Annotated in this window: 14 protein-coding genes; 4 read left to right on the forward strand and 10 right to left on the reverse strand. The window is 43.3% G+C overall.

What is annotated here, in order from left to right; genetic code table 11:
• Positions 1–188 precede the first annotated feature (188 nt).
• From GVK91_RS13880 to GVK91_RS13905, 6 genes are all read right to left on the reverse strand, one after another.
• A complete protein-coding gene (locus tag GVK91_RS13880; protein ID WP_200845617.1) occupies positions 189–2,045 on the reverse strand; it encodes a DUF4859 domain-containing protein in 1,857 nt (618 codons plus the stop codon).
• A 22-nt stretch (positions 2,046–2,067) separates the two neighbouring features.
• A complete protein-coding gene (locus tag GVK91_RS13885; protein ID WP_159729428.1) occupies positions 2,068–3,036 on the reverse strand; it encodes a hypothetical protein in 969 nt (322 codons plus the stop codon).
• An 80-nt stretch (positions 3,037–3,116) separates the two neighbouring features.
• On the reverse strand, positions 3,117–4,259 hold the full coding sequence (locus GVK91_RS13890; RefSeq protein ID WP_159729430.1) for a DUF4859 domain-containing protein: 1,143 nt from the start codon (positions 4,257–4,259) through the stop codon (positions 3,117–3,119).
• A gap of 19 nt (positions 4,260–4,278) precedes the next feature.
• A complete protein-coding gene (locus GVK91_RS13895; RefSeq protein WP_159729432.1) occupies positions 4,279–5,754 on the reverse strand; it encodes a RagB/SusD family nutrient uptake outer membrane protein in 1,476 nt (491 codons plus the stop codon).
• A 45-nt stretch (positions 5,755–5,799) separates the two neighbouring features.
• The gene (locus tag GVK91_RS13900) at positions 5,800–8,961 is read right to left on the reverse strand and encodes a SusC/RagA family TonB-linked outer membrane protein (RefSeq protein ID WP_159729434.1); all 3,162 of its coding nucleotides are present in this window, start codon (positions 8,959–8,961) and stop codon (positions 5,800–5,802) included.
• Between the two features lie 391 nt (positions 8,962–9,352).
• Positions 9,353–10,216, reverse strand: coding sequence for an AraC family transcriptional regulator (locus GVK91_RS13905; RefSeq protein WP_159729436.1), 864 nt, complete (start codon positions 10,214–10,216; stop codon positions 9,353–9,355).
• Positions 10,217–10,517: 301 nt separating this feature from the next.
• Here GVK91_RS13905 and GVK91_RS13910 point away from each other — a divergent pair, with 301 nt between their 5' ends.
• The 4 genes from GVK91_RS13910 to GVK91_RS13925 all read left to right on the forward strand — a co-directional run bounded on the left by GVK91_RS13910 (position 10,518) and on the right by GVK91_RS13925 (position 12,502).
• The gene (locus GVK91_RS13910; RefSeq protein WP_153846654.1) at positions 10,518–10,721 is read left to right on the forward strand and encodes a type II toxin-antitoxin system Y4mF family antitoxin; all 204 of its coding nucleotides are present in this window, start codon (positions 10,518–10,520) and stop codon (positions 10,719–10,721) included.
• Entirely contained in the window at positions 10,721–11,056 is a 336-nt protein-coding gene (locus GVK91_RS13915) for a HipA N-terminal domain-containing protein (RefSeq protein WP_159729438.1), read from the forward strand. The genes GVK91_RS13910 and GVK91_RS13915 overlap by 1 nt, the downstream gene beginning before the upstream one ends.
• Positions 11,049–11,975 carry a HipA domain-containing protein gene (locus GVK91_RS13920; RefSeq protein WP_159729440.1) on the forward strand — a complete coding sequence of 309 codons (927 nt, stop codon included), beginning with the start codon at positions 11,049–11,051 and terminating at the stop codon, positions 11,973–11,975. Before GVK91_RS13915 ends, GVK91_RS13920 begins: the two co-directional genes overlap by 8 nt.
• 68 nt (positions 11,976–12,043) lie before the next feature.
• Entirely contained in the window at positions 12,044–12,502 is a 459-nt protein-coding gene (locus GVK91_RS13925) for a hypothetical protein (protein ID WP_159729442.1), read from the forward strand.
• A 244-nt stretch (positions 12,503–12,746) separates the two neighbouring features.
• On the opposite strand, the gene GVK91_RS13930 is transcribed toward GVK91_RS13925, so the two are convergent.
• The 4 genes from GVK91_RS13930 to GVK91_RS13945 form a co-directional block, all read right to left on the reverse strand.
• The gene (locus GVK91_RS13930; protein ID WP_159729444.1) at positions 12,747–13,283 is read right to left on the reverse strand and encodes a hypothetical protein; all 537 of its coding nucleotides are present in this window, start codon (positions 13,281–13,283) and stop codon (positions 12,747–12,749) included.
• Positions 13,284–13,314: 31 nt separating this feature from the next.
• The gene (locus GVK91_RS13935) at positions 13,315–13,740 is read right to left on the reverse strand and encodes a DUF3805 domain-containing protein (protein ID WP_159729446.1); all 426 of its coding nucleotides are present in this window, start codon (positions 13,738–13,740) and stop codon (positions 13,315–13,317) included.
• 264 nt (positions 13,741–14,004) lie between these two features.
• Positions 14,005–15,276: a histidine-type phosphatase gene (locus tag GVK91_RS13940; protein ID WP_159729448.1), complete on the reverse strand. Its 1,272-nt coding sequence runs from the start codon at positions 15,274–15,276 to the stop codon at positions 14,005–14,007.
• 60 nt (positions 15,277–15,336) lie between these two features.
• Positions 15,337–17,022 (reverse strand): RagB/SusD family nutrient uptake outer membrane protein, encoded by a 1,686-nt coding sequence (locus tag GVK91_RS13945; protein ID WP_159729450.1) that lies wholly within the window; start codon positions 17,020–17,022, stop codon positions 15,337–15,339.
• Positions 17,023–17,035 lie beyond the last annotated feature (13 nt).

A 17,035-nucleotide genomic window follows, 5' to 3' on the forward strand; every position in this document is an offset into this window, starting at 1 on the left:
GCGGTTGCCTAAATAATTTATTCGAACGGTATGATTTTCGGGATGAATGACCACAGCTAAGCGCAGAGCCCAGAGGCATCGATACAATAGCAACAATACAAAAATCAAAAAAGCCACATCTCCCGACGTGGCTTAAACTAAACATAAACATATGAACCACCATCTCATCTTGTGGTTTTAACATACTCTTATTTGATATTCACATTAAATGTGAACGTCGCCTGCACGCTTTTCGTTCCTTCGTACGTATACAGCAGTGCCTGCTTGATGGTGTATTTCTTTCCAGTGGCCAAAGCGCCCGGATATTGACCTATGGAGAACGTTATCGTACTGGCGTTAAATTCCGAAAACAAGCCCGCACTGGCACCCCAGTTGGTGACAGCCCCAGCAGGCGTAAACCAATGCCCGTAACCTGTGGCCGTATTGTTGGGATTTAAACTTCCATTCGGCTCCACGGCATAGAACTTAATTTTCCCGCTGCTCATCAAACCCGCCAGGTCTGCCGAAGATATGGCCAAAGCCTCCCCTAGCTGAGCGGCATTGACGCTTACCTGCGCACCCGAATACCCTGTGGCATCTGCCGGGAAGCTCAGGTCATAATTCAACGCGATATCTTTGGGCTGACTGCTCACCTCATTGTATCCTGTAGCCGTTGTACCCTGAATTTTGATTTCGTAAGGCCATTGCTCATCATTGCTATCGTCATCATCCCAGGCATGTGGTTGGTAAACAGATGGGGCACCTGTGACAACAAACCAGAGGTTGCTACAATTGGCCGGAACAGTAAACGCTACCGTATTCTCCGTGCCCTCCGTCCTGTCACCATATACCCGCGTGCCGTCTTTCAATAAAGCTACATAGCCATAGCGCCATCCGGCACGGCTGGCATCCACCGCGTTGAATCCGGCGGCATTTGGTAGTCCCTTAAAAGCTACTGAAACCGGGGTTCCCGCAGCCGGAACTTCCAGCGGAATCACATTATAACCCGTAGTACCCGGACAACGATCATAGGTAACGCGAAGACTACCGTTGGATTGCCGCGTAAATTTGGTCGTCAGCTTACCAATATAATTCTTACCATAATCCCGGATGCTGTTCAGGTCCCAGGTCACAAAGCGGGTCGCCGCATCATAGATCTCATTGTTGAATTGTTTCACATCGATACCCGTTATACGCATATAGGCCTGCACCGGATCTTCGGGTTTTAACGCTTCGCGCCAGATGCGGCCAATCATATCGATCCCATGTTTACTTGTCCAATACCAATGGATGAAATAGCTGGCATAACGATATTTCTCGTGATGAATATGGCGATGATAATTTTCGGTATAGACGGGAAAATCGGAGCCCGAAAATGCCTGTGCGGGATACGTTTGGTAGGCCTGCCATTGCGCTGTCTGCTCCCAGAACCCATTGCCGCTCGTTCCGCCAAAACCGTAGCGAAATCCATGTCCGCCTTTCAGATCGGCAAATACCTGATATTGAAAACTATGCCCGATCTCGTGGGCAATCACAGCACCTACTGGCTTACAGGTCGCCGGATTGATCCACAATGCGCCGATCGTATCGTCGTAACCGCCACCATACGCCATCCATTCTGTCGTATAATGAACAAAAATCATCATTTTATACTTATCCAGATTGGATCGGTTTACTTTGCGTTCTGCAAACTTCAGCGTGCCAACGTTCAATGCATAGAACTGTTCGGCCTTGGCCAAGAGATCATCAATATCGACGCGGTATTCTTCGGGTACAGCGTCCGAATTGGGGTCATTCTTCCCATAACTTGCACCCCAGAACACGATAAAATGCTCCGACTGACGGCTGCGCGAATAGGACCATTTACTCCCTTTATCGTTATAATCCATCCCTTCAAATTCCTTTGGCTTATAAATCTTCAAAGAATCTGTCCCCACTGTAACGGGCGGCGTGGTGACCTCTTCCTCGACCGGAAGTTCAACTTTTTTGCTGCATCCCTGCGAAAGGAATACAAGTGCTGAAACCAGTATCAGCAGAACTTTATGCAATACTATACTTTTCATCATTTGCGCTTTTAATAGGTAGAGATCAACTATGTGTGACGGTCAAAAAACGGAAGCGAACGATGTAGGTACCACTTCTGTAGAATTTGATGGTCGATACCGGATTGAGATTACGCCCCAGCGTAGTCGCTGTCCCCACAATACGGTAATAAGAAATAGGATCCCCCGACCAAAATTCTGTACCTACATAAGTACCGTTCATGATGGGGTATACCAGCCCCGAAACATCTGGATAGCGATACACCAAGCCCGTATCGGTAACTTCCTCCGGATAATAAGGAGACCAATTTTTGAACGTAGGCCGGTCGCCACGCTTGATGATCTCGCCTTTTTTAGGATTGAAGGGCTTGCCGTTTTTATCTTCCCATTGATATACAATTTTGTTTTCCCCTTCAGCCTGATGTTCTACACTGATCTCGTAATCTGTATACGGCAAAAAATTAGATTCGGCACCGTAGTCCGAACTCGTGCACGACTTAAATAAAATATCTTCCTTCTTGGCACCGATAACATTAAAGTCCAGTATATTCTTAAATTTTTTCTGTCCGGCGATATTGCTCACCTCCACATCGATGGTGTACTGCCCCGGGGTCACGAATTGCGTCGCCTGTGTAAAACCCACGCGGCCACCGGTCGCATTGAGCATCATCGGCGGATATTTAGCCTTGCCAATCTTCGCTTTCAACAGATCCAGGGTGGTATCCCGCCAGGTGACTTCAGCAAGGTAGGTGGATATTTCATGTTCTTTTGAAAATTCTGTTGTGAGCTCGCCGGTTTCCTTGTTCCGTACCGCAACCAGATTGACGGTCAGCGGGGTTGTGCTTCCATTGGCAACAATGGCATCCGTGTACACCACCGTCCCCTGGTTGACTTGCAGATTCTCCACATTATAGCGTATATTTTCACTTAAATAACCTATTTGGTCACTCTTGCAGGAATCCAATAGCAATAGGGATAAACCTGCTAAGCCGATTATAAAACTTCGTTTTTTCATCTGTTTTATTTTTTCATTTGTGATGAAGCTATCCGGTTGATCCGGCACTGCCGCGGAATCAATCCAGTTAGTTTCATAATTTATTTGATCTTAATGTTGAATACAAAAACAGCATTCAAATCACCCTTTGTTTTCGACTTGTACACGAGGGATTGGCGGACCGTATAGGTACTACCCACCGTTGTTTGCCCTGGATATTGCAGAATATTGAAGGTCATCGTTGAGGTTGCCAGCTCAGACACAATGCGTGCATCGGTGCCCCATGAACAGGTTTGCCCTTTCGTATCGAACCAGTGCCCGGGGGCGTTGGCAGTGCTGTTTGCATTTAAGCTGCCATCGGGCTGTACAGCATAATACGTAATATCCTTACCCACCAGCGCGGATATTGCGCCGCTCTCCACGCCATAAAAGCGCGCTAAACGTGGCAACAGCAGGTCCACTGTGGTACCTGTATAACCGGCTGCATCATATTTAATACTCAGGTCGTATGTAAAGGTCAGCGTAGAACCGGTTTCCACGATTTTAGGCCCCGTCAGGAGGCGTGGCACAAAATCGCCTATAAACGTATGTGTATTGGCCAATACATTCAGCATGGTTCCTGAAGCCGTTTTAATCCCGGTTGTCTGACAATATATACGCATGTCGGCCTGATCATCTTCTTTGACCGTAACAATACCGTCAGGGCTGATCTGATCCGCCTCGCCACGCACTTTGACGTAGTATAAATAATAAACGGGCTGCGAAGACCAGGCCGCTTTGGGCTGCTTTTGCCTATGATAGAAAAATCCACCCACATTGGACGCATTGCTGATCGTCGTATACGCTGTACTGGCCGTTTCCAAATTGTAAGGGGCATCGTTGTAGATGTATGCCCTGACCGAATCCACAGGGATTTCGTTGAGAAACTGATCAAAAGAATACTGTGCATTTTCGTCCACATACTTCACCGAGTCTGCCTTCTGCTTATAATAACGGTTGACCGAATAATCCGAAGGTGCCCAAAAGGTTTTCGCCTTGTTGATTTCGTCTTTGAGTTTAAAATGGTCAATCACCAGCAGCAGGGTATCAAACATCCCATTGGGATGAGCCGCCAGGTAGTCGTAAGTAGACAGATTGACTTCGGCTGTATGGAGGCCATCATCCGTCAGATAAGCTGCTTTCTTGCAACCCACCACTGCCAGTCCAAAAGCCAGCAGCAACGCAAATCGATATAAGGTTTTCATTTTTTTCAGGTTTAGTGGTTTACATATTGACGGTTCCCCAGTATGGTGTCTGATTCAGCAGCGGATTGGTTGACAACAACGATGGGTCAAATGGCCAAAGGTATTTCTTCGCATTAAATTGCGACTGGTTCATTTTGCCTTCCGGAAATTTATAGACATTGAAGTGTTTATACAACCGCACGAGATCGTAATAGCGATGGCCTTCCAGAAAAAGCTCGCGCGCTCTTTCACTAAAGATGGCCTCGATGAGCGGTTCCTCGTTTGTGTAGGCAGGCAGTCCAGCTTGCGTGCGGATTTCATTTAAGATGGTTTCTGCGGAGCTATTTTTACCTGTTGCGGCCAATCCCTCTGCCATAAGCAGCTTAATATCAGAATAGCGAAAGATGATGATGTTATTTTTAAATATCGCATTGGCATTTGACGCATTACTCGAAAACTTAACATTCGCATATTTCGTACACAGCGCATAGTTACCGTTATAAACTATATCAAACACACTTTTAAATCGTTTATCGTTACTGTCTTTAAAGAGCGTTTTAATATAATCCTGACTGATTCTTAGAATCGGATCTGTTAAAGTCCGAAAATAAGGCCCGGCTAGCGAGAAGTACCCTATTCCCGAGTTTGTACCTTCGTTTTCCCCATTTTGGGAAATCTCAAAAATACCTTCATTGGATTTTCCCTGATAAATACTGCGGTAGTTCAGACTATCCCTTCCCACAAAAGAATATTCGCCGCTTTCCAATACCGATTTAGCTGCCTCGATGCAGTCCGCATATTCGCCGCGCCATGCACTCAGGTGCGCCTGCAGGGCAAGCGCTGCTCCGGTATTTGCACGCAGGGCAAAATCATCTTGGTCAATATTGCTCCATTTCAGTAAAGTCAAAGCTTTAGTTAAATCGGCCTGGCTCTGATCCAGCACATCACTCTCTTTACTTGCCGGGAGATTTACAGCATTGATGGGCACCACAGATGCTGTGATAATCGGCACTGTTCCCCATACCCTCGCCATATAGAAATAGGCAAATGCACGCACAAAGTAAGCTTCGCCGATATAGTAATCCCTGGTCGATACATTGTCAAAGGCATTTTCATCCATCTTAGGGAGCTTCTGGATCACGCGGTTGGCCTGGTCTATGGCCTGATAAAAGGCATCATAGCGTCGCAGCTGATACGCGGGCCGCCAAGTTTCCGAAGCTGCTACAGCCGTGTTGAGCTGCATATTGACAATCGGATTAAAGTCTGCGTTGGTTGAAGAAGTAATTTCGTCCGTTAGCAAATCGCCATAGGCATAGTAGGCCATACCGCTGGCTTGATTTAGGGCCTTGCGCAGCAGCGCATACATGGCGTTGGTTGCGCTATTGGCATCTTCCTGCGTTTTCCAGAAGTTCTCGTCGGTTGCCGAACTGACAGGCTCAATGTCCAGAAACTTGGAGCAGCCTGAAGCGAGATACATGAAAGCACTCAGCATTAAAAACAATATTTTTCTTTTCATCTCTAACTAATTTTAAGCCACCGTTATCCGATGGAACTGACATGATTAAAAGGTTACATCCAAGCCTATTGTCCATTTCTTCGGGATCGGATATCCGTTACCCGTTGAATAACCATTGGCTTCCACTGCTTCAGGGTCCGGCACAGAAGACCAGGACTTAACAGCCACATTATCCACGACCCCATAAATGCGGAGCATTTTCAACTTAAGTTTCTTAATCATGGCCTGCGGGAATGTGTAGCTCAGCTGAATATTTTTCAGGCGTACAAAACTGGCATTTTCCACAAAAGTGCTGTTGGCGATGTGCCAATTGTCTACCGTATTGCGAAACAAAGTAGGGTATTTGGTCTGATCGCCGTCTTTCATCCAGAAGTCGCTGGGTTTAAAATCGCCTGCAATAGCCGAATTGGTACCCCAGGTCGAATAAAGGGCAGATGAACCGGCATCCTGTAATTTATCCGACAGGTAACCATTCCACAAAGAGCGTCCGAAAACAAAGCTCACGAGTGTGGATAGGCTAAAATTCTTGTAAGAGAACTGGTTGATAAAACCGCCCACGAAGTCAGGATTTGGATTTCCCATATCAATTTTATCGTTATAATCGATCACATAATCCCCATTGACATCCCTTCTGCGCGGATCGCCAGCCTGATAAAGGACTGATCGATTAAAGTGCGCTATTCTTCTTCCCGTCAATGGATCGACAGGCACGTCAGCATTGGTCGCATATACGCCATCCACATCCCATACTTTGAATGGAAAAATAGGCTGGCCTACATTCAGGGCGCGTTGCATCCAGGGTGGTCCCACTTGTATTTCCTTTCCACCGTCAGGCAGGCTGGTCACATAATTTTTATTATAAGCCATATTGAAATTGGTGGTCCACTGGAATGCCGATGAAGGGGCCATATTTCGGGAGATAATCGTCATTTCCACACCACTGTTTCTCACACTGATAAAATTATTGGAGACCGTGCTGTATCCCGAAGTAGCGGGCATCGTCAGATCGTATACCAACTCTTTGGAGTCGCGCACATAAAAATCAGCAGTTACCGTAACCCGGTCGTGCAGCAGGTTCATATCGAACCCGGCATTAAACTGCGGTGAACGCTCCCATCTGATTGTCGGTGATGTTGCCGCCGCCGCATAATTAGGAGATACTGTCGGCTTACCGTTATACGAGAGTACCGAACCAGCAATGCCATTTTCCAGCACCGCCCCTGGATAAGATGCGTCAAAAGTCAGTCCTGTATAGCGCGCATAGTAAGAGCCCGGATCACGACCCGTAATACCATAGCTACCCCTTATTTTGAAAAAGGATATGGCGTTTTTGACTCCCTGGAAAAACGGTTCTTCCGAAAGCACCCAGCCGGCAGATATGGATGGGAAAATACCCCAGCGGTTATCCTTGCTGTAGCGCGACGATGCGTCCATCCTGTAGCTTGCAGAAAGCAGGTATTTGTCCTTATAATCATAGCCAAAACGACCGAATACCGATACGCGCGAGCGCTCATTGATGGAAGTCGTTGCATAGAGATCAGGCCCGGAAGGGATACCGGTTACGGTTTTCACATAATTTCCATTGTCGTTGTAGCCATACATATAATTTTCATTGGACGTATTGCGTTCAATACCAGTACCCAAAACGGCACTAAAATTATGGATGTTTCGAATGCTCTTGATGTAGTTAAAATAGGTTTCCCATTCCCAGCGCTTATTTTGGTTCACCCAATTCTGTGCAAAGTTTCTATAGCCCGTAAGCAGTTTGGGGCGAAAAAGATCGCGTGTATTATTATTGACATTAAACGAAAACTGCGAGCGCAGGGTCAGCCCATTGATCAGAAATTTCTTGAGTGTCCCAGCGAAGTTTCCATTCAGGCTGAAGGAGTTATCGCGATCCATCAAACCATCGTAGCGCCCCGTATAGATCTGCTGGTCGACATCCGTAAGCTGATAGAAAGAAGAAGGAAATCCCCAGGTGCTAAAGGGATATTTTGTATCGTCACCCGAACCATGTTTCGCTTTAGTAAAACCTGCGAACAAATTTGTTTCAAATTGGAAATTGTCCGTCGGGTTAGCCTGTAACATCAGGCGCGGGGTTAGGTTTTCATTTTCAAAGCCCATCATTACGCCCTGCTCATAGTAACGCTGTGCCGAGAAACGGTATAAAAATTTCTCCATGGTGGCACCGATACTCACATTGACATTGTTGATGTTGGCCGACTGCAGAAAAAGCCCCTGCCAATCGGTATTGTTGTTAAAGGCTGGATTTAAACTATCTGTTAACATGGGGCTAATGGATCCATTATTGAACCAGTCGTACGATCCACCCTGATAGAGCAAGTTCATTTTCAGCCTGCGCTCGGCTGCACCAACAGTGATGGGCTTCATTGCCGGACGGCTGGAAACTCCGTTGTAAGCCGAGATCCGTATTTCGGGTTTACCCTGCGCCGGACGTTTGGTTTTGATGATAATGACCCCATTTGCAGCACGGGCACCATAAATGGCCGATGCCGAAGCATCTTTCAGGATATCAACCGATTCGATGTCGTTGGGATTAATGGCCTGCAAAGGACTTGCATTACCATAAGCCGACCGGATATCACTCACGTCGTAAATAATATTGTCGATCACATATAAGGGCGCCTGCAGTTGGTTGTCTGCTAAGCCCAGGTTGCTCGTCCCGCGGATGTTGACAATGTTATTGGTACCGGGTTCGCCCGAAGTACTCAACACCGTCAAACCAGCCACGCGTCCCTGCAGCATGGCATCGAAGGTTGCATAGGGCGTATTTTCAAAATCTTTCCCTTTTACGGTAGCAATAGCTCCTGTCGTCTTCCGCCGCTGCACATCCTGATAGCCCATCACGACCACCTCATCAAGCCCCGTTCCATCTTCCTTCATCGTTATCTGAAGTGTATTTTCGCCGGCACGCAGCTGTTTCTCCTGCCGTACATAACCGACATAACTAAAAATCAAGGTCGGATTTGCCGATTTAAGCGGTAGGCTGAATTTTCCATCCGCATCCGTTTTGGTGGCATTGCGGATGCCTTTCTCTAAAATACTCAGATCAGACAAAGGTATGCCTTTTTCGTCTTTAACGATCCCCGTGACCGTTCTCTGTTGTTGCGCATATAGCTGTTGACATATCAACAGCAGCAACATAAAAATACCCGTTAAGCATTTTTTTGGAAGATTTTCATACATAGTCATAATTTCGTTAAGCAGGTGTTCAGTTTAGCATACTGTCAATGACACATCTATCCCTGGGATAAATGGATTCCTTTTGCAAAAAAGGCTTTAACAGCATGTTAAAAAATTGATTAGTTCTTCTTTCTGTAACAAAATTAGTACTTCGGAGTAGCGGTTTTCGGTCCGATCTTACCCACTCATTCTAGCATTTTAACAAAAGAAAAAGAGGCCTATTGGCGAGCTGTAGGATTGCAGCATAGTGCATAAAACAGCAATTCCGTCTAACCATAACAGGAAAAATATTTCTGTTATGGTTAGACGGAATTGAATCAGAGCCGAAATCGTGCAGGAAATTGAGCGACCTTCTGCCAGATGGGATCAAATAGCCTAAAGTGATTAAAAAGTTTTAATCGTATAGATAATTTCGGTAGTTGCGCACATATATTTTGGGCGATATCCCCAATATACTTCGAAACACACGGTTGAAATTGGTGATGCTATTAAAGCCGGCATCATAGGCGATTAAAGAGATCGACTCGTGCCTACCCAAACCCAATAATTTACAGGCTTCGCGGATACGCAGTTCATTTAAATAGGCGACAAAAGTTTTTCCGGTGCAATTCTTAAAATAGCGGCAAAAGGCATGCGGCGTAAGGTTTGCCTTTTCGGCTATTTCATCCAAACTGATATCCTCTTTAAAGTGCTCTTCCAAAAATTTACATAGTTTCTCAATACGGAAAGGTTTGGAGATTTCCCTTTTGGCCAGTTGAACACCAGAAAGCGGCTCCAATTCGGCGAATACTTTGCTGAGTGATTTTAACAGATAAAAGAAATTGACGAGCTGATCCAGAAAGTCGGACTTTTGCAGGATTTCAATATAATAGCATACCTGTCCCTGATGTTTCGGCGGAACCTTAAATCCCCGCTGGCATTTATGCACAAAATCAAGCAGATTGCGAAGTTCGGGCATGGTGGCCATGGTAGACAGTGCTCCTTTCGGGCTAAAAAATAGTGAGACAGACCGCACAGATACTCCTGCGATGAAACTTTTAAACACATGGGCCTGGTTTGTTCCCAATAGAAAAATGTCGCCGGGCTGAAATTCGTGTACATTATCGTCCACGAGTAGCTGGCCGATACCTTCTTTAATCCAGATTAATTGATATTCCTCATGACGATGCATATACGGATAGAACTTATCCAGCACGTCTTCTTGAATATAGATAGATTTATCCTGAGGGGCAGGAACTTTAAATTGAACTGGCTTCATAACAATTTAGATTTAAATAAATGTCAAATTGACATTAAATATACAATAGCCAATTTAGGATTACAATGCTTAGCTAAAAAAGGTTAAAATAAGGTGATATTTGGTTATAATTTGCACATACGTGAATTAAAACCCAATAGATATCATTTTTTTACGTCATTATGAGCTTCGTACTCCTCCCATATCGATTTTAAAATTTACACCCCGAACGGGTATAAAAAGTATATAAAACACATAATTTATACCCGATGTAGTATAATTTAAGAACATTTACTATATTTATATCAGAAAGGGTATAATTATGGATTCAATACGAGTGTTTGTAAAACAGAAACGGAAAGAATTAAAGCTAACACAGGAAGACTTAGCTGCTAATGCTGGAGTCGGCTTACGGTTTGTGCGTGATCTCGAGCAAGGAAAAAAAACGTTACGTTTAGACAAAGTAAACGACATATTGGCGTTATTCGGCAAAGAAGTTGGTGTAATTGATCAAATTAGAGAGTGATGGCACGCGAAGCAAAAATATATTTTCATGATGATTTAGCTGGATATCTCCTTGAGACTGATCATGGCTATTCATTTAGTTATGACGAGAACTATCTAAAAAAAACTGATCCACTACCTATCAGTCTAACTTTACCGATTTCCGAAAATACTTATTATAGCAATATATTATTTCCGTTTTTTGATGGATTAATTCCTGAAGGATGGTTATTGGAAATCGGTGAAAAACATTGGAAACTCAATCCCAGAGATCGTTTTGCGCTGTTGATAAATCTTTGTCGAGACACTATAGGAGCAGTTTCTGTTTATCCGATGGAGGCGGAAAACGATGGCTAATTGTTTATTTTGCTATAAACCAGTTGAAACTGGGGAGTATCACGCAGCATGTTCAAGAGTATTTTTTGGAACAACTCAAGTTCCCTATTTGGAGTTGGATCAGGAAAAATTGAGAAAATTAGGCGAAGTTACTGTAGCTGAGCGATTGGCAATAACTGGCGTACAGCCAAAAATATCACTCAGTCTAAATGGAGAAAAAGGCAATAAGCGACTTACCTTAGTTGGTCTTTGGGGAGATTATATTCTGAAACCTCAATCAAAAGAATATCTTTTCATGCCGGAAGTAGAAGATCTAACCATGCACCTCGCAGCGCTATTTAAGATAGAAACAGCAAAACACGCATTAATACGAACTTCCACAGGAGAACTAGCATACATTACAAAACGATTTGACCGAAAGAAGGGCAAAAAAATCCACGTTGAAGATTTATGTCAATTATCGCAGCTTCTGACCGAGCAAAAATACAATAGCTCCTATGAACGCGTAGGAAAAATCATCAAGCAATTTGCTTCCAATACAGGATTAGATGCAATCAAATATTTTAGGCTCGTACTATTTAGCTTTTTAACTGGAAATAACGACATGCATCTCAAGAATTTTTCACTCATGCATACGAATCATGGTGTTATATTATCACCAGCATATGATCTCATCAATGTTAACTTAATCTATCCAAAAGATAAGGAAGATATGGCTCTCACATTGGGTGGTCGTAAACGAAAAATAAAACGGTCAGATTTTAACCAGCTTGCGCAAAGTTTGGGAATATCTGAGCTCGTAAGAAATAATATTTATAAAGACTTCAGAAAAAATGCTGATAAAGTTAAAGAATTGATTGATCATAGCTTTCTAACGGATGATTACAAGGAAAAATATGTTCAAATTGTTCACACTAAATTGAAACAGATTGAACTATAGAAAAAAATATAAAAAAATTAATAATCAACACATTGCAATATTGAAATAGCTAAATTAGAGATAAGCACATGAAAAATTTCGAAAGAAACGGAAATGAATACAAAATGACACCCCAGTTAGGCACCTACATTCCTATGTTAGGTATTTTTATCACTATAGGTCTGGTCAGTTTTATCAAATTTCCAGAATCTATTCTTAAATGGTGGATGTTGGGTATTGTCGTTATCTTGATGATTTCCCTGTTGAGAGCCTATTTTATCATTGATATGGACAGAAGGGAAATGCGCGTCCGTAAGGGACTTTTGGGTAAAGAAGTGACCATTCCGCTGGAAAGCCTCCAGGGTTTTAGTATACATAAATTACAACAGTATGGCTTTATCACCGTTAACGTATCCCTTATTGCTCGCTATAAAAACGAAAATGGCAAAGAGAAAAAGGCACAACTCGCACAAGCCTATTTTACAAAAACCATTAACCGTATTATTAATGATATCGACGAAATCATTGCTGAAGATCATAATAGGTAAGTCTCCCTTTAAAATTAGTAATTCAGCGCTGAATTTTCTAATTTTAATCATTAATGACCGACATAGAAATCCTCCTGAACAACAATGTTCTCTCTGATACTATAAAAAAAGAACTGCAATATGACTGTAACCTGGAAACAAGGATGATAGCTCTTCACGATAGGATGCTGCATCCTAGTGATTGAAATTTATGATTAAATTCTCCAGCCCCTAATTATTCAAACCCTGGGCCGCCAGGTATTATTTATTTTAAAAACAGTTCATCTGGTTCAACAAGGATATAAATCCCTATAAAATCATCAAACTGCAAAAATTTATTATTGATAAAGCAATAGTAGCTGATAGACATGAGCTGTGATTTAGCATATCCATCTTTAAGTCTCCAACCACTATTTTCCTTGATGAAGTATTCGCGTAGAAAATCTTCTAAACTATGACTTTTATAATAATTAGCTACTTTGGAATCCAATAAAAAGCAATCAGCGCTACTTAAAATACGCGTATCATCTACCTCTATTATTTGGTTCAAAGCTAAATCCAAAAATTTTTCATAAGACAAGTTTTTCGGATTTTCACGATGAATTCCCCACAATGCAGGTTCATTAATCATAGCGACTTTGCCATTATTGCATCGAACAAAAAAGTCAAAATCAAATCTTGAGGGCGTTGTTCTGTCATCATAAGCCATTTCATAAATTATCCTTGAATCAATGCGCTTTGTATTCTTATTTCTAGAACAAGAGCTTAAAACGATGAACGCTATCAATATAAATTTTAACATATTTATTCAGATCATTCCGGATCAATCACAACTATTTTCCTATCGCTAAGTTTGCTATTATCTGATTAATTTCTTGTTGTTCTTCAACAATCTCCGGATCAATCTGCGTAAGAGTGTCAATAGTGTAACTGCAATAAACTATTTTATTATCAGCTGCAAAAATCCAATTAAAAATAGTTAACGCTTCGCCGCTATTTTCCGATGACGAGATATAATAAAGATAACTGTAGCCTCCGTCATTTTCCAGTATTTTCCCATTATTCTCTTCACATAAATCTACTAAATACTTGTCCGTATCAAAATGACTAGCTTGTATTTCTAAGGGCGTGATTCTAAAACTTCCTGTTTGTTCAGTGTAAAACAAGTAAGTCCCCTCCTCCTCTTCAACATAGATCAAATGACTCGGATAATTAAATTTTATCCACCCTTGGTTGGAAACAAAATGATTATACTTCATAGCGGTTAATTTACAAAATTCTCTCCGCTTCCGATCATCAGATTCAAAGAACCTTTTTCTACTGAGATGTCGCTTTTTGGCCGTTAAACCTCATTCCTTATCTCCTACGCAAGCTTATTATCCTTTGCGGAATAAACAGCATGCAATGATGACCATATTTAGACACAGGAAAATGAAAAAATAAAAGTTTAAAAAAGCCATATCTTACGATATGGCTCAAAACTAAATAAACATAAACAATCCTATGATGCGTATTGCCTGGGATTACAGCAAAGATTCGTAAAATTGCCTAAGGTCTTTCCATCGATAATACACGCCATCCACTGTCTTGACTGGCGGGACAGTAATTTCATTTTCATGGAGTAATATTTTCACCAGGATATCATTTGGATTTCCACCGTTTTTTCTAAAAAAAACAAACTGTATATTCCCTGCCATCGGTGCGACTTTAAAATCGCTCCAAGCCTCATAAACCTTATTAGGATCCGAGACACTGCTATAACAACCTTTTAAGTGCAGCAGCATCGCCAGCGGAATAATATTCCCGTCATGGGCAAACCTAAAGTCAGCCCCTCTGCCTCCATGAGCAATGATCTGCTCTGCACTATCCAAAATGCTACGCAACAATGGTTTTGCATTCTCCATCATTAAGCCCTTACTAAACGCCGAATTTCCATCATTCAGGTAAGTTTTCAGATTTTTACACTGCCAAAGGTCCACCAGCTCATCTTTGGTAAATACGTCAAAAAAACTCAGCTTGGTTTCTACATTTTGCATGCCCTCCGCGATGGCAAAAAGTCCCCACATAATCTTTTCTGCCGTCATCTCTCTTTCCACTGACTTTGCGTTTGTAAACAGTGCTTGCATCATCCGTTCCGGCTTAACATGGGCTTTCTCAAACTTATTGTATTCCGGTTTCCAGGTGTCTGCTGCAGAGCGATAGGCAACAGCCTGCTTGGTATGATGATTGAGAAAACGTTGCCATTTCTCCCCTGAATTGCGTTCAATATGCGTTTCAGGACTAAACTCCTTGATCCGTTCGCAAAAAGCATCCATACTGAGTACACAGCGGACAACTGTAGTGGCACAAGCTGTTACTTTGCTGCCTGTACCGAACAGCTCAGGGTAGCTGCTATATAGACGTGAAGCAATACCACGCTGTTCGCGCACACCTCGAGGCGACAGATCGCCACCGCGCCATTGCACCTCCTTCCACAGTATATGGAGCCTCCCGAGGACTTCCCTGCCCAATCGTGTCAGCTCATTTTTTCGCGATGCCTTTTCGAACAGATCGATCAGATCTTTATACTCCGTATCGCTGATGAGATAACGGGATCCGTGACGTCCCAAGTGACTGATGTAAAAGGGGCTATAGCCGTCGGGAGCTTGGCTTTGCGAACCTATTTCATGTTCGGGATAGGCAAAGTGCACACCACCAGCTTTTTCAATCTGGTTATACAGTTCGGTCTTACTTGTCTGCGCTGTCGTCTGTTTAGCGAGAATAAAGAGTACAAGAAAATAAAAATATCTTATCATGCTAATAAAAATTGTGTCTATCGTATCAAATGGCCATACAATATGGGCTATATCGCCGGCTTAATTAAAATTTGGATTCTGCTTGATATTTGGATTCACGGTAAATTCGTCCTGGGGGATGGGAAATAAGTTGAATTTGTCATCTACATCCTTGCCCACATAATGCCCTGCTGCGCCATCGCTCCCTTTCCAGTCCCAATTGTATCCCTTTGTAAATTTGCCGAATCGGATCAGGTCTGTCCGTCTCACAGACTCCGTGTATAATTCACGTGCACGTTCATCAAGGATAAAATCCAGGCTAAGTTCAGCCTCAGTGATTCTTCCGCTGGCAGCCCCGCCGTAATTACCCGATAGATAGGCGCGGTCACGTAGCTGATTGACATAGTCCAAAGCTTCGGTCCGGCTTCCCGCAGCACCGCGCAAGATAGCCTCCGAGGCCATCAAATAGGCATCTGCGGTACGGAACATCGGATAGTCTACCGAACTATATGTGGTACCCCCTTCTGCAAGGTCTTTGCGATCCTTGGTAACATTGCGCCACTTCATGATCGCATAGCCATTATTGAAATCATTTTGAAATGCTTTACCTGCTACCCAGGTTTCCTTGGTATGACCTGGCGAAAAAAATTGGGCACGCTTATCCCGCTTGCTATCCCCCCAGGTATCGTTAGCAATAAATGGCTGGTCAGCGGTGGCAAACTTATCCAGCAGCTGTGTTTTCGCACGAGCATTTCCCCAGCCGCGCGCACCGATTCCGGTCAGATAATAATTGCTCATCACACCGTTCACCAATGCTTTGATCAGAAAATTGGTCCCAGCGCTATTGATCGTATTATCCTGATCCTGTACCAACGGCCAGATGATCTCCTTGCATTTATCGTTGTCGGCCAAGAAGATATGGCGATAATCGGAGGCCAATGGGTAGGTACCATCGCTAATGATTTTCTTGGCATAGCTGTATGCTTTGGTATATTCCTTATTTCCGGACCATACTTCTGCATTCAGATAAACACGGGCCAATAGAAACCAGGATGCCACCTGATCGACGCGTCCATATTCATTTTTACCAGCGGGTATCAGTTTGGCCTGTACATCTTCGAGTTCGGAAACTACATAATCGTAGATTTCCTTGCGTGTTTTCTGCAGCGGAATAGTCCCGACAGCCATGGTTTCATCGATAAAGGGCCCCGAACCATACAGGTCGCAGAGCATGCTATAGCAGTAAGCCCGTAGGAAGCGGATTTCGGCCCGGAAAGCATCGATATCATTTTTGAGCGCATCATACACCGCTCTTTCTTTCAATTTACTTTCTGTTGCTTCGCGAAGAAATTCATTGCAGTAGCCGATTGTCATATAGAGCCTATAATAGGCATATTTACTGATCATAGTCGAGGGGTTCCAATTGACAAAGAGCAAGTCACGCGAACCCTGTGAACTTCCCGAATGCAGGGCTACTTCGTCAGTCGTGCACTCCTGCAAATAAAATAAAGCCCGGGTATAGCCGCTATATCCTACATCTAGACCGCCAAGATCACCATTGGCATCCGGTCCTTCCTGTCCGTTCAAGATGAGCGAACCATAACATTTGGCAAGCACTCCTTTATAGCCGGCTGCTGTTTTATAAACATCTTCATTGATCAGCTGCCGATCGTTGAGCGGCAAGGTATCGAGATCTTTCAGACATGAAGTCATTAATCCAGATAGCATGAATAAGCTACCTACATATATCATTATCCTGTGTTTCATGATTTTCATTCTT

Origin of the sequence: Sphingobacterium sp. 18053, from assembly GCF_902706145.1 — a bacterium.
GTDB classification, from domain to species: domain Bacteria; phylum Bacteroidota; class Bacteroidia; order Sphingobacteriales; family Sphingobacteriaceae; genus Sphingobacterium; species Sphingobacterium paramultivorum.